We start from the raw sequence: 22,505 nt of genomic DNA on the forward strand, positions 1-22,505 counted from the left end.
CGGCTCTGAGCAGTGCGCGGGTCGCAGAGTCGACGATCCGGAGAACGCAGGCTGACCGTGCGCGGGATGCGGTTCCGCGTGATCGAGAGCCGGGCGGATGACGCGACCGAGACGATCGTGCTGATCCACGGCATCGGGATGTCTCACCGTTACTTCGCGCGACTGCACCACGTACTCGCTCGGTCGGTTCGCGTCGTCTCCCTCGACCTGCCGGGTTTCGGGGGCCTTCCCAAGCCCGCCCACGACATCACCGTGGAAGAGATGGCCGACGCCATCGGAGAGCTCATGCCCGAAGTGAGCGGCGGCCCGGTGATTCTCGTCGGCCACTCGATGGGAGTCCAGTGGGCAGTCGAGACCGCGGTTCGCCATCCGGCGCGGATCGCCCGAGTGGTCGCGATCGGGCCGGTCGTCGACGACGCGCATCGCAGCCTCGGCGCACAGGCGCGTGCGCTGGCTGTCGACACGTTGGGGGAGACCCCGGCCACGAACGTCATCGTCTTCAGCGACTACGTGAGGTGCGGCCCGCGCTGGTATCTGCGACAAGCTGCTCACATGCTGCGTTATCCCACCGAGGATCGGGTTGGGAGTCTCACCGTGCCGCTGCTCGTCCTCCGCGGAGCGAAGGACCCGATCGCCGGTGCCGCATGGTGCGATCGCCTCGCGTCCAACGCCCGCGACGCGGACATCGTCGCGATTCCCGGCAGACATCACGTCGTACAGCGATCTGCGCCGGATGCGGTTGCAGACAGCATTCTGGAACCGACACCGGGATGGCGGTCGGGGCGACCGCCGGGGTCGCCGCGCCGATAGCGCTCCTTCGATCAGCGCGATGTCAAGACCGTCTCCGACGAGAGTCGGGATTCGTAGCGTGGCCGCATGAATCGCACTCGATCCTTCACGGAGGTGGCACCCGGCTTCTTCTGCGTATCGGTCGCCGAGGTGAACTGCTACCTGATCAAGGCAGTCGATGGGCTCACGCTCGTCGACGCAGGACTGCCCGGCAGTCGACGACCGCTGCACGCGCTGCTCGAACACCTGGGCGCCCGCGAGTCGGACATCGACGCGGTGATGCTGACCCACGGGCACTTCGATCACGTAGGAGTCGCGTCGAGCATCCGCGCTCACGGGGCGACGGTGCTCGTGCATTCCGCGGACGCGCGCCTCGCCCGGCATCCGTACAGCTATCGACCTGCGAGTCCGCGGGTGCCGTATCTGCTCTCGCACCCGCGCGGCATCCCCGTGATCGCTCGGATGGCGGCGCACGGGGCGCTCGGCGTGCGCGGCGTGGACGCCCTCGGTCGGATCCACCACGGGCAGCCCGTCGACGCCCCCGGTGCGCCGACCGCGCTCTGGACTCCCGGTCACACGGCAGGGCACTGCGCCGTGTTCTTCGAGGACGAGGGGATCCTGCTCTCGGGCGACGCGCTCGTGACCCTCGATCCCTACACCGGCGAGGCAGGTCCCCAGATCATCGCGCGCGCCGCGACCGCCGACACCGCACGGGCGCTCGCCTCGCTCGACACACTCGCCGAGACGTCGGCTCAGCTCGTGCTGCCCGGACACGGCGTGCCCTGGCGCGACGGGATCGCGGCGGCGGTCGCGGAAGCCGCACGACGCGGCGCCCACTGAAGACGGGCGCCGCGCCATCCGTGCTCAGCGCGATCGACGGGCGCGCTGCACCGCTGCCGCAGTCGCCGCGACGGTGAGGATCCACGGGCTGGCGACGATCTCGCTGAACCGGTCATAGGCGAATCGACGGGTCACGCCGAGACCCCGTGCAGCGGCTGGGCGGTGCCGAACACGGGAGGGAGCAGGAGGGCGTCCTCGGAGCTCAGCCAGTCGGGGACGACGGAAGGGCCCACGTCTGCGAACGGGTCGCGCACGAACTCCGCCGCGTTCGGATTCACGTTGTGGCAGTTCGAGAAGAGCCCGCGACTGCAGAAGAAGCACGAGCCGCAGCAGATTGAAAGGAACCATGACCCGATCGCCGCGCTCCAGGGTCTGGACCGAGGAGCCCACCTCTTCGACGACGCCGACGATCTCATGCCCGAAGGTGTGACCGCTGCGCGTGTCAGGCATCATGCTGTCGAAGTACGCTCCTCCGACTCGCTATCTGGTTCTCCGTCGGCCCCACCGGTCGGGGTCGGCCCGCAGCGCCGACCCCGACCGGATGTCGTGGCCTCACTCCTTGTTCGTCATGTCGTGAACCGCTCCCGCCACCTTCTCAACCACGTTGGGCAGCTCGGTCGTGCCGTAGAAGCGCGAGTCGGGGTGCGTGGGCGGAGGCATCGGCGCGGTGGTCGTCGGACCCTCGTGATAGCTGAACTCGCCGTGGCCGTCAGGGGTGGGTCCGCTCGCCCAACTGCCCTCTGCGGCTGCGGGACCGTCACTGAAGTTCAAGTACTGGTACGAGACGTCGCGATGCTCCTTCGACAGGGGGAAGTTGCTCGGGACGGGAAGGGTCTCGGCGCCTTCGGCCTTGAGCTCCTCGACAGCAGCGAGCCACTGGTTCTGGTGCATGGTGTCTCTCGCGAGCAGGAAGCTCAGAAGATCGCGCACTCCGTGATCGTCCGTCATGTGGTACAGCCGGGCGACCTGTACGCGGCCCTGCATCTCGGCGTTCGCGTTGGCGGTGAAGTCCGCGAGCAGATTCCCGCTCGACGTGATGTACGAGCCCTGCCATGGATTGCCGTTGCTGTCGACGGGTCGCGCTCCCGCGCCCGCGACGATGCCCTGCTGGACGTCGGTGCCTCCGATGATCGCGGCGACCGTCGGGTCGTCCTGGACGGCATCCTCGGTGATACCGAGCGGCGACTTCTCGAGCAGCTGCGCGATCATGATCGCGAGCATCTCGACGTGACCCATCTCTTCGGCACCGATGCCGAAGACCAGGTCGCGGTACTTGCCGGGGATATGCATGTTCCACGCCTGGAACTGATACTGCATGGCCACCGTGATCTCGCCGTACTGACCACCCAGGACCTCCTGCAGTTTTCGGGCGTAGACGGCATCCGGGGCTTCGGGTGTGGCGGTGAACTGAAGTTCTTGACGATGGAAGAACATGGCTGCCTTTCTGGTCGGATCGTGATGGGTGCCCATGAGACGCGTTCGCGTCGGCCGAGGAACACGGGCTTCACAGACCGCCGGACGGCGAGGATAATCCGGCAGCCGATGATCCGATTCGCCGAATCTTCGAAAATTGGTTCGTGCGTTTTTTACTCATAAACGTGATGTTCGTGCTAGCTTCACTCGTAAAACAGTTGATCAAGCCACGGAGTCACATTGCTGAGTAATTCTGGTGTTTTCGCTGATCTCAGCACCATTGCCGACGCACCCCCCACCCCCGATCGGCTCGCGCGTGAGAACATGCCTCTCGCCACCTTCCTCGCGGTCGAGAAGGCGCGGTCGGCGACCCACGTCGATCTCGACGATCTGCTCTCCGCCGCACGACTGGGCCTCGCCCGCGCGGCGATGACGTACGATCCGTCCCGCGGCATTCCGTTCGGAGCCTTCGCCAGCAGTCAGATCAACTGGGCGATGCTCTCGGAGATGCGGCGAGCAGATCCCGCCGGCGAACGCGGCCGCGACAAGATCGAACGGGTGCGCGTGGCTGCAGAGACCGTGCTCGCCCGCACCGGGCGTACGGCTACCCTTGCCGAGCTCGCAAAGGAGTCCGGACTCGAGGTCGATGCCGTCGCCGAGATGATGCAGCTCGACGAGATGGTGCGAACCGCCATCAGCTTCGAGGAGCACTTCGATGCCGAGACCGGTCGCCAGGCGGTGGATCTGACCGACAGCGTGATCCTCCCCGAGCACGCGGTCGAGCAGTCCGAGACGCGCGCGATGGTCAATCGCGTGGTCGACGCTCTTCCTGCGGCGATGCAGCAGGTCGTGCGCGGCATCTATCTCGAGGATCGGATGGTCAAGGACATCGCCGAGGAGCTCGCAGTCAGCCACGCCTACGTGTCGAAGCTGCGCTCGCGCGGCCTCGCCCTCGTGCGCGAGGCGATGGAGGCCTGGGAGAACGGCACGACGGGTGACCGCTCGACCAAGGCGAAGACCGAGTTCTTCGAGGCGCTGTTCGGCCCCGCCCGCGTCGACGCGCGCGATCGATCGAGTGAGCTCCTCGTCGCGAGCTGAGCCGACGTCAGAATCTTGACGATCCGTGGTTACGCCGGCGGCGCATGTCGCGAATATCGGTTGTGCAGGTCCACGGATGGACCCGCATTCGGTCCCATAACCACGGAGGAATTCTCATGGGTCTTCAGATCGCAACCAACGTCGGTGCACTCAACGCGTACCGCAACCTGTCCGTCAACCAGAACGACGTCTCGAAGTCGCTCGAGAAGCTCTCGAGCGGTCTGCGCATCAACCGCGCAGCCGATGACGCCGCCGGCCTCGCCATCTCCGAGGGCCTGCGTTCGCAGGTCAACGGCCTGAACGTCGCGGCCCGCAACGCCCAGGACGGCATCTCGGTCATCCAGACCGCAGAAGGCGCCCTGACAGAGGTCCACTCGATCCTGCAGCGTGTCCGCGACCTCGCTGTGCAGGCGGGTTCGGACTCGAACAACGTCGAGTCGCGTGACGCCATCAAGACCGAGATCAACACGCTCGGCGAGGAGCTCACCCGCGTCGCGGCCAGCACGAACTTCAACGGGATCAAGCTGCTCGACAGCGCGAGCACGCTGACGTTCCAGGTCGGCGCAGGCTCGGAGGCCGCAGAGGACCAGATCGCGGTCACCCTGACCAACTTCTCGGGCCTCGGTGCGACGATCAGCGGCCTGACCGTCGATTCCGCAGCCACCGCTCTCGCGGCGATCGCTACGGTCGACACGCAGATCACGGGTGTCTCGACGGCTCGCGCCGGTCTCGGTGCGGTGCAGAACCGCTTCGAGTCGACGATCAACTCGCTGCAGGTCTCGGCCGAGAACCTCGCGGCAGCGAAGAGCCGCATCGCGGACACCGACATGGCCGCCGAGATGGTCAAGTACACCGCCTCGAACATCCTGCAGCAGGCCGGCACCGCCATGCTCGCGCAGGCGAACCAGTCGGGCCAGGGCGTCCTGCAGCTTCTCCGTTGAGTCGCTGCGCCTGAGGCGCATCGGGCGCCCGGGCGGAGTCACCTCCGCTCGGGCGCCTTCCTGTAGGACACCTTGACCGCATCGCACGGAAGACGACCGGGATGAAACTCGACGGACTGGTATCAGGGCTCAAGACCGAAGAGCTCATCAAGGCGCTGATGGACGTCTCGGCGATCCCGAAGACGCTGATCACGAACAAGATCACAGACCGCAACTCGATCATCACGAACCTCCAGTCGCTCAACACCACGCTGCAGGACCTCGTCACGAAGGCGAAGACCGCAGCGGGTGCGACGTCGCTGGCCTCCTTCACCGCGTCCTCCTCATCGGACACCGTCACGGTCACGGCCGGCGAGAAGGCCAGCGCGTTCTCGACCGCGGTTGTCGTCGATGCCGTCGCCACCGCACACTCGGTCGTGACCGCCGCGGGAGGATCCACCGCATGGGGTGGCACGTTCACGCTCGTCGGATCCGACGGCGAGTCCGTCGAAGTGACTCCGGTGGGCACCGGCCCGCAGGATCTCGCCAAGGCGATCAACGCCTCGAAGGCTGGAGTCAGCGCCACTGTCGTCCCGGCCGGGACGGATGCCGACGGCAAGCCGCTGTCGCGCATCCAGCTGACGTCGATCGAGACCGGGGCTGCCGGCGAGTTCACCGTGCACAGGGGCACGGCCGCCGAGGTCGCCGCGGGGACCTCGACGGACCTCGGGAAGGCGCCGGGTGCCGCAACCATCACGCAGGGCGCTGACGCCCGCATCCGTCTGTTCGCCGGCACGGCCGCCGAGCAGACGCTGAACAGCGCCAGCAACACGATCAGCGTGGGCGAGGGCATCGAGGTCACGGTGACGACCGCGAGCGCCGACCCCGTGACGGTGACCGTGGCGCGGGATGCGAAGAAGCAGACCACGACGGCGGAGACGTTCGTCAAAGAGATCGCGGCGCTCCTGACTCGCATCGACAAAGGATCGACGGCGACGGTCGGAGCAATCGGGGAGACCACCACACTGGGCGTCTTCACCGGCGACAGCACGGTCCGAAATCTTCGCGGTGCACTCACGAGCGCGATGCAGCATCCGGTCGACGGCGTCTCGCCGTCGACGATCGGAATCTCGATCAGCGACAAGGGCGTGCTCTCCTTCGATGCCGAGAAGTTCGCGAAAGCGCTGGCTGAGGATCCGGAGAAGACACAGGAGCTGTTCTCGTCGATCGCCGGTCGTGTGGAGGGCGTGACGACGCAGTACTCCGACAAGTACGACGGTCTGCTCACCCAGCGAATCACCGGCCAGGAGGCCGAGGTCAAGACGCTCAAGACCCAGGTCGAGCGGTGGGACATCCGACTCGAGCAGCGCCAGGCCACTCTCGAGCGCACCTACGCGCAGCTGGAGGTCCAGCTCTCGAAGCTGCAGTCGCAGTCGTCCTGGCTGACCAGCCAGCTCGCCGGACTCTCGTCGTCCTCGGACTCCTGACCCCCTCCGGCACCCAGACCCCGTCTTCCTGACACCCCACCGAATCGGAGCTCGCACTCATGGCACTCACCTCCCTCGACCGGGCCAAGCAGCAGTACCTGGAGCAACAGGTGGCCTCGGCGACGCCTGAGCGTCTGCTCACCCTGCTCTACGATCGGCTGCTGGTCGACATCGACCGCGCGGCATCCGCGCAGGATGCCGAGGACTGGCCGGGCGCGGGCCCGCACCTCACTCACGCGCAATGGATCGTGTCTGAGCTCAACGGCTCGCTCACCGACGTCTGGGACGGTGCAGAGGAACTGCGCGGTGTCTACACCTACCTCACCGGCCGCCTGATCACGGCGAACATCTCGCGCGACCGAGCCGCGACCGCGGAGTGCCGGGACCTCGTCGCACCTCTGCGTGACGCGTGGCACGCGGCGGCCGAGATCACGACCGCGGCCGCGCCACGCGTCTCGGCTCTGGGCTGAGACGACGTGCCCGACAACCTGACCGAGTGGCTCGTGGTTCTCGAGCAGTTCGAGCGTGCGCTCGATGCCGCAGACGAGACGCTCGACCCGCAGGCCTTCGAACCGCCGTCCGGCCCGATACCCGATGAGCTCAGGGCCCGTGCCGAGGCGGTGCTGACCCGACAGCAGCTCATGATCAGCGGACTCACCGCGTCGCGCGCCCACGTGGCGCGCGAGATCGCTGCGCTGCGCCGCGTCCCCAGCGGACGAGACGACGTCCCGATCTACCTCGACGTCGAGGGGTGAGCGTTCGCGGTTACGGCGAGCACCGACTGTCGCGATAGTCCACACAGAGCACGGATCGCTCGACGATTGGCCAGGGATCGGCCTCTCCACCAACATCCGGAGTGCCCCCGTGCTCGAATCCGTCACCTCTTCCGCGCTGATCAGCGCTCTCGACGGGCTGGCGTTGCGCCAACGCTCGATCGCCGAGAACATCGCCAACATCAACACCCCCGACTATCAGTCCAAGCGCGTCCAGTTCGAGGACGAGCTGCGATCCGCTGTCGAGAACGGATCCGGCACGGTCGCCGCCACCGTCGAGCGGTCGCTCGAGCCGACCAGACTGAACGGCAACAACGTCAATCTCGACACCGAGACGCTGTCGAACATCGACACGGTGCTGCGCTTCCAGTTCGCCAGTCAGGCGATCGGCGGCCAAGCCGCATCGATCACGAAGGCGATCGGGCAGGCCTCCGCATGACGTTCGACGCCATCGGCATCGCCGGCACGGGCCTGACAGCGCACCGCAAGTGGCTCGATGCGCTCAGCGACAACATCGCCAACGTCAACACCGCGACCCCCGCAGGCCAGGAGGCCTTCCGCGAGAAGTTCGTCACGGTGCAGGCGGGCACCGACAGCCCCGGCGTCTATGTCGCGGGCGTCGTCGAGTCGGAGGCCGAGGGCAAGCTCGTCTACGACCCCGAGCACCCGTACGCGAACGAGGACGGATACGTGCAGTACCCCAATGTCGAGCTCGGAGACCAGATGAGCATGCTCATCCTCGCGCAGCGCGGGTACGAGGCGAACGCAGCCGTCGTGGATCGCGCCAAGACGACCTACGAGGCCGCGCTGCAGATCGGACGCAACTGATGAGCGGCGCCGTCGAGGCGGTCTCAGCCGCAGGCGTCACCCCGCTCGCACCCCTCAGCTTCGAGACCGGTCCCGAGGTCGCGGGCGCGTCGTCGGCGGCGGGTGCCTTCGCGACCTCCCTCACGGGTGCCGTCGAGAACCTGCAGCAGCTGCAATCGACATCGAACGAACTGGCCGTGCAGGCCGTCACAGGCGATCTGCAGGACATCCACCAGGCGATGATCGCCTCCACCCGGGCGTCGGTGACACTCGACCTCGTGGTCGCCGTCCGTGACCGCAGCGTGTCGGCGTTCAACGAGATCATGAGGATGCAGGCCTGATGCCGAAGATGCTCACGGGATACTACGACCGCGCGAAGCAGGTCGTAGGAGGATTCTCGCTCGCTCAGCGCACGATCGCCATCATCGGCGTCGCGCTGCTCGTCATGGGAGCGATCGCGCTGGGGTCGTGGCTGACCAAGCCGCAGATGAGCCCTCTGTTCACCGGCCTGAGCGCGGGCGATGCCTCGGCCGTCGTCGAGCAGCTGAAGTCCGCCGGCGTCGGCTATGAGCTCACCGAGGGCGGCGCGACCATCCTCGTCCCGGACGATCAGGTCTACGCGCAGCGGCTCGCTGCGGCATCCGCCGGTCTTCCCGGCGACACCAGTGAGGGGTACACGCTGCTCGACAAGATGGGCGTGACCGCGAGCGAGTTCCAGCAGTCGGTCACCTACAAGCGGGCGATCGAGGGGGAGCTGGCCGGCACCATCGGCGCGATGGAGGGAATCTCCACCGCATCCGTGCAGCTGGCGATCCCCGAAGAGAGCGTCTTCGTGTCGGAGCGGCAGAGCCCGACGGCATCGGTCTTCGTGAAGACCCGCAGCGGGGCGACTCTCAGCGATGAGAAGATCGAGGCGATCGTGCACCTCACCAGTGCCGCGGTGCCGGGCATGACGCCCGAAGACGTGGCGGTCACCGATCAGGACGGCAGGGTGCTGTCGGCTGTGGGGACGGGGCTCACGGGCTCCTCGTCGAAGCAGGCCACCGAGCACGAGGCGAAGGTCGCTGCATCCGTCAGCAAGATGCTCGAGACGATCGTCGGCGCGGGCAACGCCACGGTCACGGTGTCGGCCGACGTCGCGAACTCGACCTCTGAGCGCATGGATGAGACCTATTCCGCACCCGAGGGAGATCTGAGCGCGTCCGAGCAGACCAAGACCGAGACGTACACCGGCGGTCAGGGCGGCGGCACCGGCGTGCTCGGCCCCGACAACATCGCGGTACCCAACGGCGCGGACGGGAACGGCGCCTACGAGTTCGAGGAGACCTCGCGCAGCAACGCCGTCAACAAGTCGACCGAGAAGACGATCACCCCGGCCGGCGAGGTCACGAGGCAGACGGTCAGCATCGCGCTGAACCGCGGAACCGTCACGGGTGTGACGGCGAACCAGATCGAGTCCCTCGTCGCATCGGCCGCCGGGATCGACGTCGAGCGCGGCGACGAGATCGCGGTCGAGTTCGTCGAGTTCAACGAGTCGGGAGCGACGGCTGCGCAGACCGCTCTCGCGGCTGCGGAGGCCGAGCGCGACTCGCAGTTCCAGCAGGAGCTGCTGAAGTCGGCGATCATCGGCGGCTCGATACTCCTCGCGGTGATCATCCTGATCGTCTTCCTGGTCGTGCGCCGTCGGATGAAGCGACGGGTGCTGTACACCGACGAGGGGCCGATCGAGTACTTCGCCACCGTGACCGAGAGCGAGGAGCAGAAGCTCAAGTCGCTTCGTGGTCTGAAGGATGCCGATGCGATCGCTCCGACGGCACCGACGAACCTGCTCCCGTCGGCGACGGTGGACCTCGACGACGAGCCGGAGCCAGACAAGGTTCTCGTCGAGCGTCGGCGGCGCGAGATCGACGACCTCGCCAAGCGCGAGCCTGACTCGATCGCCAGCGCCCTGGCCGAGCTGATGGATGAGGCGAGGGTATGAGCCTGCTGACCGATGTGCTGGACGCCCAGGCCGACACGGTCGAGGTCTCGACCGCCGCCGACACAGTCACCGTCCCGGTTCAGGAGATGAGCGGACTGCGCAAGGCCGCGATCGTCCTGATGAACATGGACCGCGCAGCCAGTGCGGATGTGCTGCGTCATCTCGGTGAGGAGCGCTCCGAAATGCTGGCCGCTGAGCTGACGCAACTCGGCGGAGTGGACGTCGCCTCGACCGCGCGCGCACTCAGCGAGTTCCGACGCATCGCCATCGGCGGGGCGGTGCCGTCTCGCGGCGGACAGGAGCTCGCCACAGGCCTGCTCGAGACCGCCTTCGGGCGCGAGAAGGCTGTGGGAATGGTCGGACGAGTGATGTCGCAGGGGTCGGTCTCGTTCGACTTCCTGAACGCCGCCGACCCGGCGCAGCTCGCGACGGTCATCGAGGGGGAGCTCCCGACGACGGTCGCGGTGGTCCTCGCGAACCTCCGGGCCGATCGGGCGGCGGCCGTGCTCGCGGCTCTGCAGGATCCGCTGCGCACCGACGTCGCCCAGGCGATCGCCACGATGGGCACGGCCACGCAGGAGGCGATCTCGATCGTGGCGGACTCGCTGCGTTCGCGTACCGGCGTGTTCGCCATGCGCGACAACCACGAGTCGATCGGGGGGGTGCAGCCGCTGGTCGAGATCATCAACCGCTCGGACACCGCCCTCGAGAAGTCCCTGCTCGCGAGCCTGGAGGGGCGGGATCTGGCACTGGCCGAGGACATCCGCAGCCGCATGGTGACGTTCGCCGACATCGCCCGCCTCGAGGATCGTGACGCTCAGCGGGTGCTGCGCGGCATCGACCTGCGCATGCTCGCCCTGGCGCTGAAGGGTGCGGACGAGCAGATCACCGACAAGGTGAAGGGCAACATGACCGAGCGCAACCAGGAGAACCTGGCGGAGGAGACGCGTGTGCTCGGTCCTGTGCGGATGCGCCAGGTCGACGAGGCCCGCGCCGAGATCGTGCGCATCATCCGTGAGCTCGAGGCCGCGGAGGAGATCACGATCTCTCGCGAGGACGAGGATGAGCTCATCGAGTGATCGCGCGGCCCCGAGCGATTCAGCGCACCTGGTTACCGCCGCGAAGCACTGTCGCGATAGTCGGCAGAGAGCACGGATAGCTCGCCCTTCGGGCCACGGACAGGCCTCGTCATCTGATCCCGAGGTGTCCACCGTGCTCGATTCCGCCTTCACACCCCTGGTGGTGCCGCGCGTGGGCGAGACGCCGATCGACATTCGCAGCGAGGCCGATCGTGCACGGACTCGCGGATACGCGGACGGGTTCGCGGAGGGACGCCGACTCGCGCTCGACGAGGCAGAGCTGGCGCAGCACGCGCATCAGCAGCGTATGCAGGAGCTGCAAGAGCTGTACCTGCATGAGCGAGGCTCCGCGTTGCGGGCGCTGGAAGCCGCGCAGGCACTCCTGAACCACCGGATCGACGAGGTGAGCCTGCTCACGGCGGATCGGATCGAAGAGCTCGCCGTGGAGCTCGCCACGACCATCCTCGGGGCCGAGCTCTCGGATCCGGCACGATCGGCAGCACACGCGGTGCGACGCGCGATCGCGGAGATGCCACTCGACCGATGGACTCGCGTGTCGTTCAGCGAGCAGGACGTGCAGACGCTCCAGTCGGATCCTCCGTCGATCGATCCGTTGCGGGGGATCGACATCGTCGGCTCCCACGCGGTGGACCCGGGAGGCGCGATCGTCGAGATCGAGCACGGCGCGGTCGACACGAGGATCACGGAGGCCCTCGCCCGCGCTGCGGCAGCACATCGCGGCGCTGATGAGCTCGGTGACGAGGTGATCGTGTGACCACCACCACGACGAGGTCATGGCAGCGGGTCCTCGACGCCGCAGAGCCCGAACGCTCAGGCACGGTGAAGGCCGTGCGAGGGCTCGGCGTCGAGGTGCTCGGCATCGATGCTGCCGTGGGCGACCGCATCCGCATCGATGCGGCGCACGGCCGATCGGTCGATGCGGAGATCGTCGCCGTCGACGGCGCTTCTGCACGATGCATGCCGCTCGGCCGCCTCGACGGCATCACGGCCCGCGCCCGCGTGCGCCACGGAGGAGCACCGCTGCAGGTACCGACCGGTCGCGCTCTGCTTGGGCGCGTGCTGGACGGTCTCGGTCGCCCCATCGACGGCAAGGGGCCGCTCGAGCGGACGACGACTCTCGTCTCGCTCGACCATGACGCTCCGAGCATCATGGATCGTCAGCGCATCGACAGCCAGCTCGGCCTGGGCGTGCGGGTGCTCGACACCATGACGCCGGTGGGCACAGGACAGCGACTCGGACTCTTCGCCGGTTCCGGTGTGGGAAAGTCGTCGCTCATGTCGATGATCGCCCGCGGCTCGACCGCAGACGTCAACGTCATCGCTCTCGTGGGCGAGCGCGGCCGCGAGGTGCGGGAGTTCCTCGAAGACGATCTGGGCACTGCAGGACTCGCCCGCTCGGTCGTGGTGGTGGCGACGTCAGACCAGCCGGCCATGGCTCGACTGCGGTCCGCGTTCGTCGCGACGCGCATCGCCGAGGGTTTCCGGGACGACGGGCTCGACGTCGTGCTCATGATGGATTCGCTGACCCGTGTCGCGATGGCTCAGCGCGAGATCGGCCTGAGCGCAGGTGAACCACCCGCGACACGCGGCTACCCGCCGTCGACGTTCTCGGTTCTCGCCCGACTGCTGGAGCGCGCAGGAACTGGGCAGGTCGGATCGATCACGGGTCTCTACACGGTTCTCGTCGACGGTGACGACCACAACGAACCGATCGCGGATGCCGCGAGGGGAATCCTCGACGGTCACGTCGTGCTCGATCGAGCGCTGGCCATCCGCGGACACTTCCCTGCCGTCGACGTGCTGGGTTCCGTCTCGCGCGTCGTCTCGAAGATCACCACCGCCGAGCAGCGTCAGGACGCCGTGACGCTGCGGAGCGTGCTGGCCGCCCGCCGCAGCGCCAACGACCTGATCGACATCGGCGCCTATCGGCCGGGGGCGAATCCGCTGGTGGATGCCGCGCTCACGCATGAAGCCGCAATCTCGCGCTTCCTCATGCAGCGGATGGACGATCTCACGGCATCCGACGATTCCTGGCGGCAGCTCGCCGCCCTCACCACCGATTTCGGAGGACTCACCCCATGACCTTCCCCCTGGCCGGTCTTCTCCGGGTGCGCGGCGCCCAGGAGCGTGTCGCCGCCGAGCGGCTCTCCCGCGCGAGTGCCGAGCGAGCGCAGGCCGAGGCCGCAGAGCAGAACGCGGTCTCGAGCCTCGCCGACATCAGCGCGCAGATCGACGACCCCCGAGCGCTGATGGCCATGGCCGCTGCCAGAGCCGCCGGTCGCAGCACCCTCAGCGACCTGCAGGCACTCGTCGACATGAGGCGAGACGCCGAGACCGAGGCGAAGTCCGCCCACGTCGATGCCCGCCGCGAGCTCAAGGGTCTCGAGCGCCTCGAGAGCACGCACCGGGTCGAATCCGCCAAGGCGGACCTTGCCGCTGAGCAGACGGCTCTCGACGAGATCGCCGTGGTGCGCACCTCGGCCTCACGCCGAGAGGGGAGCGCAGCATGAGCGGCCTCGCGTCCGTGATCGCGCGCGTCGACGCGATCGAGAGCCAGATCGTCTCCCTCGACCCCGCGGCTCGGGCGGCGCCCGCGACCGCGACCGAGTCGACCGCGGAGACCAGTGCAGCGAACGCGGCGACGTTCTCCGGCGTGCTCGAAGCGGCGAAGGCGGTCGCGTCCTCCGAGACGACGACCCCCGCATCTGTGGCGGGTGCTGCGAAGGATGTCACGACGAGTGCCGAGAACGCCGAGCTCGTCTCCGCTCTGCAGACGCTGTTCTCTGCGAACACATCGGGCTCGGCCGGATCTGCGGCGTCGATGCAGAAGCTCATCGAGATGCTCGGATGACCGCGGTGAGCCTGTTCGCGGTCTCGCTCGGCGCCCCGACCGACGGTGACGCCGCAGGGCGCACCGCCGGAGACTCCGGATCGCTGTTCGGAGAAGCGCTGACCGCCGCAGGGCAGACGCTCGTCGGTGCCGAAGCCGAATCCGCGACGTCTCCGGGTGTCGAGGGGCAGAGCGACGCGGCTCCAGGCGACGGACGGCCGGATGCTGCATCTGACACCTCGCTCGAGGGGGATGCCGCATCCACGGCCCTGCTCCAGCTCACGGCCCAGCTGCGTCCCGTCGAGCCGGGCGCACAGTCGACGGTGGACTCGGATGAGCCCGAGGAAGGCTCCGACGATTCGCTGCTCGCAGCGGTCGCGGGCGTCGAGGTGTCCACGGCGCCGGCAACGGAGCAGTCGCTCGTCTCGGTGCAGGCGGAGGGCGAGCCCGTACCCGCAGCCGTAGTCGCAGTCGCAGCCGCAGTCGCAGCCGTGGCCGCAACCCCGACCGCCGGGGCCGTTGCCGTGCCGGTCGGCGGTACCGACGGCGACGCCGCATCCTCTGCTCCGGCACTCGCATCCTCCACGTCAGCCCCCGACGCACCCGGGGCGCAGCCCTCGCCCGGAGCGCAGCCCCCGGGCGCGTCCGCTGAGCGGCATGCTCCGGCTCCCTCTCCTGACGTCGCGGTGGCGTCCTCCGGGGTCGCCGGAGCCGGGAACAACGCGTCGGCGACCAACGCGCCGTCGACCGAGACCTCCGCGCGGATCGAGTCCGTTGAGCGCGTACCGCCGAGCCAGCCCGCCCCGAGCACCGCACCCGTCGCTCCGCCCCAGACCTCCGTGACCTCCGCGCCCCCGGCGCCTGCTCCGGAGGCAGCGCCCGCGAACCGCGCCGTCGCCACCCAGGTCTCGCCGGTGGTCGTGAGTGTCGCACAGCGACCGATGGGCACCCATCACCTCACCATGACGGTGAACCCCGAAAGCCTCGGACCGGTCACCGTGCGTGCGCACATCAGCGCGAGCGGTGAGGTGCAGGTCGAGCTCAGCGGTGCCACTGATGCCGGACGCGATGCCCTGCGCGGCATCCTCGTCGATCTGCGCCGGGACCTGGCCGCAGTGATGCCGCACGCCACGCTGAGCGTCACTCAGAGCTCCGCGACTGATGCGAACGGCGACCGCAACGGCCAAGGCGCGGGCGCCGCCGGAGACCAGGGCAGCGGCGACCGCGATGCTCATCGCGGACGTTCGGAACAGCGCCCCGATGCCGAGCGAGGCCCCGACCTTCCCCACCTCATCCAGACCACCACATCCCACGCCGGCGTCGGCGCGGGCCTCGACATCTTCGCCTGAGAGGACGACCCCATGACCGTCGACGCAGTGAGCGCTCCGAGCTCGATCTACACAGGAGGCACGACCGACCCCGCCGCGCGCAAGCAGGTGCTGGACGGCGAGGTCTTCCTCAAGCTCCTGGTGACCCAGCTCACCCACCAGGATCCGTCGAGTCCGATGGACACCAACGAGATGATCTCGCAGACCACCCAGCTGGCCATGATGGAACAGCTCACCGCCCTCGCCGACAACGGCGCCGAGGCCTTCGCCCTGAACATGCGTCAGGCCGCGAGCGCGCTCATCGGCCAGGAGGCGAGCTACAAGGATGCCGACGGCAAGACCCTCTCGGGCGTCGTCACCAAGGTGTCGTTCGACGGCCCGATCCCGCAGGTGACCATCGGCGACAAGACCGTCGCCCTCGACGCCATCACCGGCGTCACCTCCCCGACCACCCCTGTCGTGCCGAACCCGGCCGCAGCCTGACCTCCGTCTCACCCAGGAAGAGAGAATCACATGCTTCGCTCGCTCTACTCCGGCATCTCCGGACTCCGCTCGCACCAGACCATGCTCGACGTGACCGGCAACAACATCGCCAACGTCAACACGGCGGGCTTCAAGGGGTCGTCCGTGCTGTTCCAGGACTCGCTGTCTCAGCTCATCGGCAATCCGGGCATCCCCGACGACGAGGTCGGCGGCCGCAACCCCGCGCAGGTCGGCCTCGGTGTGCAGGTCGCCGGAGTGCGCACCAACTTCGCGCAGGGTTCGGCGCAGGCCACCGGACGCGGGGGAGACCTGATGATCTCGGGTGACGGCTTCTTCGCCGTCCGTTCGGGCGGAGAGACGCTGTACACCCGTGCAGGCGGCTTCTCGTTCGACCCCACGGGCAAGATGGTCACCGCCGACGGCGCCGTCGTCCAGGGCTGGTCGGCGCAGAACGGCGTCGTCAACACCGGTCAGGCGACGGGGAACATCGTGCTGCCGCTCGACGCGGTCTCACCGGCGAAGGCGACGACCGGCGCCACCGTCACCGGCAACCTCCCCTCGACCGCAGCCGACGGTGACGAACTCGTCCGCGACGTGACCGTGTACGACGCACAGGGCACCCCGTCGACGCTGAGCCTGACGTTCACGAAGACCGCGACCGGTTGGGATGTCACCGAGCCCGTGAGCGGAGCGACCGGTTCGCTGACGTTCACCGACGGCAAGCAGGCAGGAGCCGGTCTCACGCTGGCGGCCGGCGCCGTGAGCGTCGACCTCGGTGCGGTCACCGGGTACGCCAGCATGTCGACCGTCGCCGTCTCGGAGCAGAACGGCTCGGCGGCAGGCTCGCTGAAGTCATACAGCATCACGGGTGACGGATCGATCGTCGGCACGTTCAGCAACGGCGCCACCCAGACGCTCGGAAAGATCGCGATGGCGACCTTCGCGAATCCCGAGGGACTCGAGAAGGCCGGAGGCACGGCATACCGGGTCTCCGTGAACTCAGGAGCCGCGCGCATGGGAGAGCCGGGGCAGGCAGGTTTCGGCAATCTGGTGTCTGGCGCGCTGGAGATGAGCAACGTGGATCTCTCGCAGGAGTTCACCAACCTCATCGTCGCGCAGCGCGGCTTCCAGGCCAACGCGCGCATCATCACCACGAGCGACGAGGTCCTGCAGGAGCTCACCCAGCTGAAGCGCTGACTTCGACGAGCATTCAGAAACTCCGTGCTCGACGCCGTTTCCGGCAGGCTCCCCGCCGCGTGCGGGGGCCTTCGGAAACGGCGTCGCCGGGCCGTCGCGAGCGGAGACGTCAGGGGAGCATCTCGGCCTGGATTCGCCGATCGAGGTCGTCCAACTCGGCGAGAAGCTCCGCGGCCACCCAGACACGGTCTCGCTTGCGGCCGGTGATCTCCTGGATGAAGCCCCTGTCCGCAAGCTGAGCTATAGCCCTGTAGGTCTGCTGTTCAGAAGATCCCGAACGTCGATCTATCTCGGCTGCCGACATCACGGGATGGTCGTAGAACGCGGGGATCAACGCGGCGACAGCGGATCCGGCGCGCGGGCGGAGCTCGGCATCCCACTCTGCAGGCAGCGCCTTGATGCGGGCGATGGACTCACGTGAGCACAGGGCAGCGGCGCGCACCGACCTTGCGAAGAGATCGATGAGAGGCGTGGGATCGCCGCGCCGGTAGGCACCGAGGGCTGCGAAGTAGTCATCGCGTCTTGCGAGAAGCCCGCTCGCGAGAGGGACCACGGCGTTGCGGGTGACCCCGCGACGGTGCAGCGCCGCCGATACGAGTGCTCGGCCGATGCGTCCGTTGCCGTCGGTGAACGCGTGAATGGATTCGAACTGCGCATGTGCGATCGCGGCCTGGACCATCACGGGGATGTCATCTCTGTTGAGGTAGACGATCAGGTCATCCATCAGCGCGGGAACGCGTTCAGGCGCCGGTGGGACGTGCAGTGCATCGCGCGGCGAGTGGTCGCTTCCGCCGATCCAGTTCTGCGTGTCGCGGAGGCGACCCGCATAGGTCCGTTCGAGCGGGTCGTCCTGCATCAGGGCACGATGGGCGTCCAGAAGATCATCGAGCCCGAATCGACCGCGTTCAGCGACTCCCGAGACGAGACTGTGCAGCGCTGTGCTCGCGGCGACCATGCTCGTAGCCGAGGCGTTCGACCGATTTCCGGCCAGCGCCCTGGCGTAGTCGGTGGCGGTCGCCGTGATTCGCTCGATCTTCGACGAGGCCACTGATTCGGTGTGCATCATGAAACGGCTCAGCGCCGCGGAATGTCCTTCGGCGTCGGTGTCGGCCTGCGCGACGGCGAGGAGCGATTGCTCCGACAGGACGAGAGTCGACATGGGGGGAACGAATTCGAGCTCCCCGATCATTGGAGGGATCGAGGCGTCGATCGATGCCATCGTCCGATCAGCGCGCGTACCGCCCCGCGTGCGCTGATGCCAAGCCAGCGTCTCGAAGCCATGTGCAGGCCACGTCGGCGCGGGCACGGGGGATTCAGTGTTCACAACACCGATCATCGCACTTCTTACTAAGGTTTAGGCCCGCTAAACACGAATAGATGCGGCGTGCTCGTCTACGGCACCGTCGAGGGACGCGGCCCGCCCCTGGTTACCGGGGGCGGGCCGCGTCGCGATAGTCGGGGCAGACTTCCCCCTCTCGTCCGAAGCCCGGAGACCCTGCGATGATCATCGTCACCCGCCTCGACCGCACCCGGTTCGCGGTGAACCCCGACCTGATCGAGCGCATCCACTCGTCGCCGGACACGACTCTGCACATGGTCGACGGCAAGGTCTACGTGATCGAGGAGACGCTGGACGCCGTGATCGACCTGATCGTCGCGTACCGGGCACGCGTCCTCGGCGCGGCCCACGCGCTGACCCCGCAGACGGGGGCGTGACAATGGATCCCGCGTTCATCATCGGCGTCATCCTGGCGTTCGGCGCCCTCGTCGCGATGATCACGATGGAGGGCGCGAGCTTCGAGGCGCTGCTCATCCCCGCCCCGATGATCCTGGTGCTCGGCTCCACCATCGGCGTGGGAATCGCGAGCCATACGCTGCGCGACACCATCCTCGCGGTGAAGAGCCTCGGGCGCATGGTGCGCGGGCCGAAGATGACTCCGGAGGCGGTGATCCCGTTCCTGGTCGGCTACGCCGAGAAGGCACGTGGCGAGGGCCTCCTCGCGCTCGAGCAGGAGCTCGACGGTGCCCCGGACGCGTTCACCCGCCAGGCGCTGCAGGCGCTCGCTGACGGCACGGATGCCGAGGATCTGCAGATGGTGATGGACGACGAGATCGCGGCCACCTCGTCTCGCAACCGAGTCGCCTCGAAGTTCTTCGGTTCTCTGGGAGGCTACGCGCCGACCATCGGCATCGTCGGCACGGTCGTCTCGCTCACCCACGTGCTCGAGAAGCTCGACGAGCCCGACCACCTCGGCCCCATGATCGCCGCCGCGTTCGTGGCCACGCTGTGGGGTCTGCTGTCGGCCAACTTCATCTGGAACCCGATCGCCGGTCGACTCAATCGCATCGGTGCGGTCGAGCTCGAGCGGATGACGCTCGTGTCCGAGGGCATGCTGGCCATCCAGGCGGGAAGCGCACCGCACCTGCTGCAGGAGCGCCTCGAGGCGCTGTCGAGCGTCAAGCCGAAAGCCAAGAAGCAGAAGCGGGAGCAGGAGTCTTCCGTGGAGGACATCCTGTGAGCCCGGCCCGCCGCGCGCGTGGCCGCGGGCATGAGGACGACTCGCACGACGAGCCGGATGAGCGCTGGGCCGTGTCGTATGCCGACATGGTGACGGTACTGATGTGCCTGTTCATCGTGCTGTTCGCAGTCTCGAACGTCGACAAGACGAAGTTCGAACTGCTCGCCAACAGTCTCGCGACGGGATTCGGCCAGGAGAGCACCGAGGGCGGAGCCGACAGCGCTGAGGGACTGATCGTCCCGCCCGAGCTGCAGGATGACGACGGCGTGGTCGACCTCGCCGCCCGCGCCGCGGCCGAGTACGAGTCGCTGGAAGATCTGCGTGATCGCATGAGCGCCGCGCTGGCCGCCCAGGGGCTCCAGGACACCGTCTCGTTCGTCATCGACGACCGCGGGCTGCAGGTCGGGCTGGTGGGCGCTGAGACGTTCTTCGCCGACAACAGCACCGAGCTCTCGGCGAAGGCGGATGCCGTGCTCAACGCGATCGGCGACGTGCTGGTCACGGTCGACAACCAGGTCAGTGTCGAAGGGCACGCCGACCACCGGGTGTCGGCCGCCCCGTTCGCGACCAACTGGGAGCTTTCGGGCGGACGCGCCACGCAGGTGGCGCGATTCCTCGTCGAGCACGAGGGCGTCGGTGGGCCGCGGGTGAAGGCGACCGCGTTCTCTGACACGCGCCCCATCGTGCAGGGCGACAGTCCGCAGGCCCTGGCCAGCAACAGGCGCGTCGACATCGTCGTCGAGTCCACCGAGGAAGAGCAGGTGCGAGCGCTGATCCCGGCCCTCGCGGCCGCCGCAGGGGCGAGCTGAGCACCCGTGAACACCACCGTCGAGGAGACCCCCATGACCGCACCCGCCGTGCTCGATGACCCGGCCATGCGCTACCCCGCGTACGATTTCGGCCGCCCCGCCCAGCTCGGACGCGAGAGCACGCGGCACCTGGAGGCGGCATTCGAGTCGTTCGCGCGCCTCTGGTCGTCGCAGCTGACGGCGAAGATCCGCGTGCGCGCCCACCTGACGCTCGAGTCCGTCGACCTGGTGTCGTACGAGGAGTACGCCGATACGCTGCCCGGCACGACCGCCATGGTGGCGGGTGCCTTCGCGGATCGCGAAGAGCCGTGCGTGGTGCAGTTCGGTCTCGACAGTGCGCTCCTGTGGGTCGTGCAGATGATGGGCGGTCGCAGCACCTCGCTGCCCGAGGCGCGGACGTTCACCCCGATCGAGCTGGCACTCGTGCGCAACCTGATGGAGGGCACGTTCGAGCACCTCCACGCGAGTCTCGACGCGCTGCTCCCCGGGGCACCGCGGTTCAGCGCCGTGCACTACAACCCGCAGTACATGCAGGTGATCGCAGGGACCGCCGCGGTCATCGTCGCGCGGTACACGATGCGGCTGGGCGATGCCGAGACGACGGCGACGGTCATGCTCCCGGCATCCGCTGTCGTCGACCGCCTCGCCGCGACGGGCTCGGATGCGAGCGCCGCCCACACTGCGCAGCAGACCCTGGAGCAGCTGCGCAGCACGCCGATGGAGATCACGCTGCGCCTTGCGCCCATCACGATCGGCACGGGTGAGGTGCTCGACCTCGCTCCCGGCGATCTGCTGCGCCTGCCGCATCCTGAGACCAGACCGTACGAACTCGTGGCAGGGGGCACCCCGATCGCCCTCGCCACCCCTGGGAGCAGAGGCTCGCGCCTCACCTGCAAGATCACGACCACCCCTGAGGAGACCCACTGATGAGCACCTTCCACGAGACCGCCATCGCCGCGGCTGTCGCCGGCAAGCTGCCGTTCGGCTACCCCGTCATCCCCGCGCCCTCGACCGACCCCGGCGCCTCCGGTGAGGCGATCGCTGTCACCTTCGCGGGGAGCCCCGGGGCCCGCCTCGCGATCCAGGTCGTCGATCCGTCGCAGCTCGAGGACGGCTCGAAGGACGCACCCCTGGCAGATCGCCTGCATCCGATCTTCGAGGCGGCCGTCGCCGTGCTCGGCAGCGGCGCCCTCGGCGACGGTGAACTGGTCGACGCCGGAGAGGTCTTCACCGACGCCGGCACCCAGGTGTTCGACATGATCGACGCCGCGGGCAGCGTCGTCGCACGGGCCGCGGTGAGGATCGACGGAGCTCGCGCCGCCGCCGCATCATCCGGACCGCAGCGTCTGAGCCGCATCGCCGGTGTCGAGATGGAGCTGGTGGTCGAGATCGGTCGCACACGGATGCCGGTGCGCGACGTGCTGTCGCTCGAACCCGGCCGTGTCGTCGAGCTCGACCGTGCGGCGGGATCACCTGCCGACATCAAGCTCAACGGTCGCCTGATCGGGCACGGCACCGTCGTGGTCGCCGAGGGTGACTTCGCCATCCGCGTCGAGCGCATCCTCGACGGCGCAGAGGCCGTCTGACCCATGGACGACATCCTCGTCGCGCTGCGTGCGATCGTCGCCCTGGGGGCGGTGCTCGGCCTGCTGCTGTTCCTCAGCCGTCGACTGCAGAAGTCACAGGCGAAGGGCGTGAGCCCGCTTGCGGGGCTGATGCCGAAGAAGCTCGCGAGACTCACCGAGCTCAGGCCGTCTCGCCCGGCGGCGGGCCCGAAGTCGCGGCCCGAGAAGATCACAGTCGTCGCGCGGTCGGGCATCGGCGGGAAGGCGCAGCTCGTGGTCGCCGAGTTCGGGGGCATCCGCTACGTCCTCGGTGTGACCGAGCACGGGATCAACGTCGTCGACACCCAGGAGGCACCTCCCGTCGAGGAGGAATCGACGGTGGCCGAGTCACCGGTCGCCGACGACCTGTCGAACGACATCGTCGACAGGGCGCTGAAGTCCGTCGCCTGACGCCGACCGGCTCTGCGCGACCGCTTCACGGTTACGGGCACGCCGTCGTGTCGCGATAGTCGGCTGAGAGCACGGATCGCTCGAACCCCTGGCTACGGATCGGCCACGTCACCCAT

Annotated in this window: 27 protein-coding genes and 1 pseudogene; 25 read left to right on the forward strand and 3 right to left on the reverse strand. The window is 68.1% G+C overall.

The window, feature by feature from the left end:
- Positions 1-66 precede the first annotated feature (66 nt).
- Positions 67-810, forward strand: coding sequence for an alpha/beta fold hydrolase (locus ACQ4LY_RS13830; protein WP_431072367.1), 744 nt, complete (start codon positions 67-69; stop codon positions 808-810).
- Positions 811-876: 66 nt separating this feature from the next.
- Positions 877-1,629, forward strand: coding sequence for an MBL fold metallo-hydrolase (locus tag ACQ4LY_RS13835; protein WP_431072369.1), 753 nt, complete (start codon positions 877-879; stop codon positions 1,627-1,629).
- 161 nt (positions 1,630-1,790) lie between these two features.
- Here the strand turns inward: ACQ4LY_RS13835 and ACQ4LY_RS13840 are convergent.
- Together ACQ4LY_RS13840 and ACQ4LY_RS13845 are read right to left on the reverse strand one after the other, a co-directional pair.
- Positions 1,791-2,091: pseudogene (locus ACQ4LY_RS13840) on the reverse strand (alcohol dehydrogenase catalytic domain-containing protein); the annotation flags it as partial.
- Between the two features lie 90 nt (positions 2,092-2,181).
- Entirely contained in the window at positions 2,182-3,063 is an 882-nt protein-coding gene (locus ACQ4LY_RS13845) for a manganese catalase family protein (protein ID WP_431072371.1), read from the reverse strand.
- Between the two features lie 303 nt (positions 3,064-3,366).
- Between ACQ4LY_RS13845 and ACQ4LY_RS13850 the strand changes: the two genes are divergently transcribed.
- From ACQ4LY_RS13850 to ACQ4LY_RS13930, 17 genes are all read left to right on the forward strand, one after another.
- On the forward strand, positions 3,367-4,140 hold the full coding sequence (locus ACQ4LY_RS13850) for a sigma-70 family RNA polymerase sigma factor (RefSeq protein ID WP_431072373.1): 774 nt from the start codon (positions 3,367-3,369) through the stop codon (positions 4,138-4,140).
- Between the two features lie 116 nt (positions 4,141-4,256).
- Positions 4,257-5,081, forward strand: coding sequence for a flagellin (locus ACQ4LY_RS13855; protein ID WP_431072375.1), 825 nt, complete (start codon positions 4,257-4,259; stop codon positions 5,079-5,081).
- 101 nt (positions 5,082-5,182) lie between these two features.
- Complete coding sequence (gene fliD, locus ACQ4LY_RS13860) at positions 5,183-6,547, forward strand: flagellar filament capping protein FliD (RefSeq protein WP_431072377.1); 1,365 nt, start codon at positions 5,183-5,185, stop codon at positions 6,545-6,547.
- 59 nt (positions 6,548-6,606) lie between these two features.
- A complete protein-coding gene (fliS, locus tag ACQ4LY_RS13865) occupies positions 6,607-7,017 on the forward strand; it encodes a flagellar export chaperone FliS (protein ID WP_311244213.1) in 411 nt (136 codons plus the stop codon).
- Positions 7,018-7,023: 6 nt separating this feature from the next.
- Positions 7,024-7,302, forward strand: a complete 279-nt coding sequence (locus tag ACQ4LY_RS13870) for a hypothetical protein (RefSeq protein ID WP_431072380.1) — start codon at positions 7,024-7,026, stop codon at positions 7,300-7,302.
- A gap of 109 nt (positions 7,303-7,411) precedes the next feature.
- Positions 7,412-7,759, forward strand: coding sequence for a flagellar basal body rod protein FlgB (locus tag ACQ4LY_RS13875; RefSeq protein WP_431072382.1), 348 nt, complete (start codon positions 7,412-7,414; stop codon positions 7,757-7,759).
- Entirely contained in the window at positions 7,756-8,148 is a 393-nt protein-coding gene (flgC, locus tag ACQ4LY_RS13880) for a flagellar basal body rod protein FlgC (RefSeq protein ID WP_431072384.1), read from the forward strand. The genes ACQ4LY_RS13875 and flgC overlap by 4 nt, the downstream gene beginning before the upstream one ends.
- A complete protein-coding gene (gene fliE / locus ACQ4LY_RS13885) occupies positions 8,148-8,468 on the forward strand; it encodes a flagellar hook-basal body complex protein FliE (protein WP_431072386.1) in 321 nt (106 codons plus the stop codon). The genes flgC and fliE overlap by 1 nt, the downstream gene beginning before the upstream one ends.
- Positions 8,468-10,108 (forward strand): flagellar basal-body MS-ring/collar protein FliF, encoded by a 1,641-nt coding sequence (fliF, locus tag ACQ4LY_RS13890; RefSeq protein ID WP_431072388.1) that lies wholly within the window; start codon positions 8,468-8,470, stop codon positions 10,106-10,108. The genes fliE and fliF overlap by 1 nt, the downstream gene beginning before the upstream one ends.
- Complete coding sequence (fliG, locus tag ACQ4LY_RS13895) at positions 10,105-11,187, forward strand: flagellar motor switch protein FliG (RefSeq protein ID WP_431072390.1); 1,083 nt, start codon at positions 10,105-10,107, stop codon at positions 11,185-11,187. The genes fliF and fliG overlap by 4 nt, the downstream gene beginning before the upstream one ends.
- 133 nt (positions 11,188-11,320) lie before the next feature.
- Complete coding sequence (locus tag ACQ4LY_RS13900) at positions 11,321-11,962, forward strand: FliH/SctL family protein (RefSeq protein WP_431072392.1); 642 nt, start codon at positions 11,321-11,323, stop codon at positions 11,960-11,962.
- Entirely contained in the window at positions 11,959-13,290 is a 1,332-nt protein-coding gene (locus ACQ4LY_RS13905) for a FliI/YscN family ATPase (protein ID WP_431072394.1), read from the forward strand. Before ACQ4LY_RS13900 ends, ACQ4LY_RS13905 begins: the two co-directional genes overlap by 4 nt.
- Positions 13,287-13,718: a hypothetical protein gene (locus tag ACQ4LY_RS13910; RefSeq protein ID WP_431072396.1), complete on the forward strand. Its 432-nt coding sequence runs from the start codon at positions 13,287-13,289 to the stop codon at positions 13,716-13,718. The genes ACQ4LY_RS13905 and ACQ4LY_RS13910 overlap by 4 nt, the downstream gene beginning before the upstream one ends.
- Entirely contained in the window at positions 13,715-14,059 is a 345-nt protein-coding gene (locus ACQ4LY_RS13915) for a hypothetical protein (protein WP_431072398.1), read from the forward strand. Before ACQ4LY_RS13910 ends, ACQ4LY_RS13915 begins: the two co-directional genes overlap by 4 nt.
- Positions 14,056-15,387: a hypothetical protein gene (locus ACQ4LY_RS13920; RefSeq protein WP_431072400.1), complete on the forward strand. Its 1,332-nt coding sequence runs from the start codon at positions 14,056-14,058 to the stop codon at positions 15,385-15,387. The genes ACQ4LY_RS13915 and ACQ4LY_RS13920 overlap by 4 nt, the downstream gene beginning before the upstream one ends.
- Positions 15,388-15,399: 12 nt before the next feature.
- Positions 15,400-15,849 (forward strand): flagellar hook capping FlgD N-terminal domain-containing protein, encoded by a 450-nt coding sequence (locus ACQ4LY_RS13925; RefSeq protein ID WP_431072402.1) that lies wholly within the window; start codon positions 15,400-15,402, stop codon positions 15,847-15,849.
- Between the two features lie 30 nt (positions 15,850-15,879).
- On the forward strand, positions 15,880-17,046 hold the full coding sequence (locus ACQ4LY_RS13930; protein WP_431072404.1) for a flagellar hook protein FlgE: 1,167 nt from the start codon (positions 15,880-15,882) through the stop codon (positions 17,044-17,046).
- 109 nt (positions 17,047-17,155) lie between these two features.
- On the opposite strand, the gene ACQ4LY_RS13935 is transcribed toward ACQ4LY_RS13930, so the two are convergent.
- Positions 17,156-18,205 (reverse strand): Fic family protein, encoded by a 1,050-nt coding sequence (locus ACQ4LY_RS13935; RefSeq protein WP_431072405.1) that lies wholly within the window; start codon positions 18,203-18,205, stop codon positions 17,156-17,158.
- A gap of 341 nt (positions 18,206-18,546) precedes the next feature.
- On the opposite strand from ACQ4LY_RS13935, the gene ACQ4LY_RS13940 reads away from it, so the two are divergent.
- From ACQ4LY_RS13940 to ACQ4LY_RS13965, 6 genes are read left to right on the forward strand one after another with little or no spacing between them, the layout of a single operon-like run.
- Positions 18,547-18,762: a flagellar FlbD family protein gene (locus tag ACQ4LY_RS13940; protein WP_056307401.1), complete on the forward strand. Its 216-nt coding sequence runs from the start codon at positions 18,547-18,549 to the stop codon at positions 18,760-18,762.
- Positions 18,763-18,764: 2 nt separating this feature from the next.
- A complete protein-coding gene (locus tag ACQ4LY_RS13945; protein ID WP_056517384.1) occupies positions 18,765-19,565 on the forward strand; it encodes a motility protein A in 801 nt (266 codons plus the stop codon).
- Positions 19,562-20,374, forward strand: a complete 813-nt coding sequence (locus ACQ4LY_RS13950; RefSeq protein WP_431072407.1) for an OmpA/MotB family protein — start codon at positions 19,562-19,564, stop codon at positions 20,372-20,374. Before ACQ4LY_RS13945 ends, ACQ4LY_RS13950 begins: the two co-directional genes overlap by 4 nt.
- Before the next feature lie 33 nt (positions 20,375-20,407).
- A complete protein-coding gene (locus ACQ4LY_RS13955) occupies positions 20,408-21,301 on the forward strand; it encodes a flagellar motor switch protein FliM (protein ID WP_431072409.1) in 894 nt (297 codons plus the stop codon).
- Complete coding sequence (locus tag ACQ4LY_RS13960) at positions 21,301-21,960, forward strand: FliM/FliN family flagellar motor switch protein (protein ID WP_431072411.1); 660 nt, start codon at positions 21,301-21,303, stop codon at positions 21,958-21,960. The genes ACQ4LY_RS13955 and ACQ4LY_RS13960 overlap by 1 nt, the downstream gene beginning before the upstream one ends.
- A 3-nt stretch (positions 21,961-21,963) precedes the next feature.
- The gene (locus ACQ4LY_RS13965; RefSeq protein WP_431072413.1) at positions 21,964-22,389 is read left to right on the forward strand and encodes a flagellar biosynthetic protein FliO; all 426 of its coding nucleotides are present in this window, start codon (positions 21,964-21,966) and stop codon (positions 22,387-22,389) included.
- Positions 22,390-22,505: the final 116 nt, after the last annotated feature.

The organism is Microbacterium phyllosphaerae, assembly GCF_050628115.1.
Lineage (GTDB): Bacteria > Actinomycetota > Actinomycetes > Actinomycetales > Microbacteriaceae > Microbacterium > Microbacterium phyllosphaerae_A.

Coding starts and splice junctions, on each gene's coding strand:
- ACQ4LY_RS13830 (WP_431072367.1), top strand. CDS start 67: ATGCGGTTCCGCGTGATCGAGAGCCGGGCGGATGACGCGACCGAGACG.
- ACQ4LY_RS13835 (WP_431072369.1), top strand. CDS start 877: ATGAATCGCACTCGATCCTTCACGGAGGTGGCACCCGGCTTCTTCTGC.
- ACQ4LY_RS13845 (WP_431072371.1), bottom strand. CDS start 3,063: ATGTTCTTCCATCGTCAAGAACTTCAGTTCACCGCCACACCCGAAGCC.
- ACQ4LY_RS13850 (WP_431072373.1), top strand. CDS start 3,367: ATGCCTCTCGCCACCTTCCTCGCGGTCGAGAAGGCGCGGTCGGCGACC.
- ACQ4LY_RS13855 (WP_431072375.1), top strand. CDS start 4,257: ATGGGTCTTCAGATCGCAACCAACGTCGGTGCACTCAACGCGTACCGC.
- fliD (WP_431072377.1), top strand. CDS start 5,183: ATGAAACTCGACGGACTGGTATCAGGGCTCAAGACCGAAGAGCTCATC.
- fliS (WP_311244213.1), top strand. CDS start 6,607: ATGGCACTCACCTCCCTCGACCGGGCCAAGCAGCAGTACCTGGAGCAA.
- flgC (WP_431072384.1), top strand. CDS start 7,756: ATGACGTTCGACGCCATCGGCATCGCCGGCACGGGCCTGACAGCGCAC.
- fliE (WP_431072386.1), top strand. CDS start 8,148: ATGAGCGGCGCCGTCGAGGCGGTCTCAGCCGCAGGCGTCACCCCGCTC.
- fliF (WP_431072388.1), top strand. CDS start 8,468: ATGCCGAAGATGCTCACGGGATACTACGACCGCGCGAAGCAGGTCGTA.
- fliG (WP_431072390.1), top strand. CDS start 10,105: ATGAGCCTGCTGACCGATGTGCTGGACGCCCAGGCCGACACGGTCGAG.
- ACQ4LY_RS13910 (WP_431072396.1), top strand. CDS start 13,287: ATGACCTTCCCCCTGGCCGGTCTTCTCCGGGTGCGCGGCGCCCAGGAG.
- ACQ4LY_RS13915 (WP_431072398.1), top strand. CDS start 13,715: ATGAGCGGCCTCGCGTCCGTGATCGCGCGCGTCGACGCGATCGAGAGC.
- ACQ4LY_RS13920 (WP_431072400.1), top strand. CDS start 14,056: ATGACCGCGGTGAGCCTGTTCGCGGTCTCGCTCGGCGCCCCGACCGAC.
- ACQ4LY_RS13925 (WP_431072402.1), top strand. CDS start 15,400: ATGACCGTCGACGCAGTGAGCGCTCCGAGCTCGATCTACACAGGAGGC.
- ACQ4LY_RS13930 (WP_431072404.1), top strand. CDS start 15,880: ATGCTTCGCTCGCTCTACTCCGGCATCTCCGGACTCCGCTCGCACCAG.
- ACQ4LY_RS13935 (WP_431072405.1), bottom strand. CDS start 18,205: ATGTCGACTCTCGTCCTGTCGGAGCAATCGCTCCTCGCCGTCGCGCAG.
- ACQ4LY_RS13940 (WP_056307401.1), top strand. CDS start 18,547: ATGATCATCGTCACCCGCCTCGACCGCACCCGGTTCGCGGTGAACCCC.
- ACQ4LY_RS13945 (WP_056517384.1), top strand. CDS start 18,765: ATGGATCCCGCGTTCATCATCGGCGTCATCCTGGCGTTCGGCGCCCTC.
- ACQ4LY_RS13955 (WP_431072409.1), top strand. CDS start 20,408: ATGACCGCACCCGCCGTGCTCGATGACCCGGCCATGCGCTACCCCGCG.
- ACQ4LY_RS13960 (WP_431072411.1), top strand. CDS start 21,301: ATGAGCACCTTCCACGAGACCGCCATCGCCGCGGCTGTCGCCGGCAAG.
- ACQ4LY_RS13965 (WP_431072413.1), top strand. CDS start 21,964: ATGGACGACATCCTCGTCGCGCTGCGTGCGATCGTCGCCCTGGGGGCG.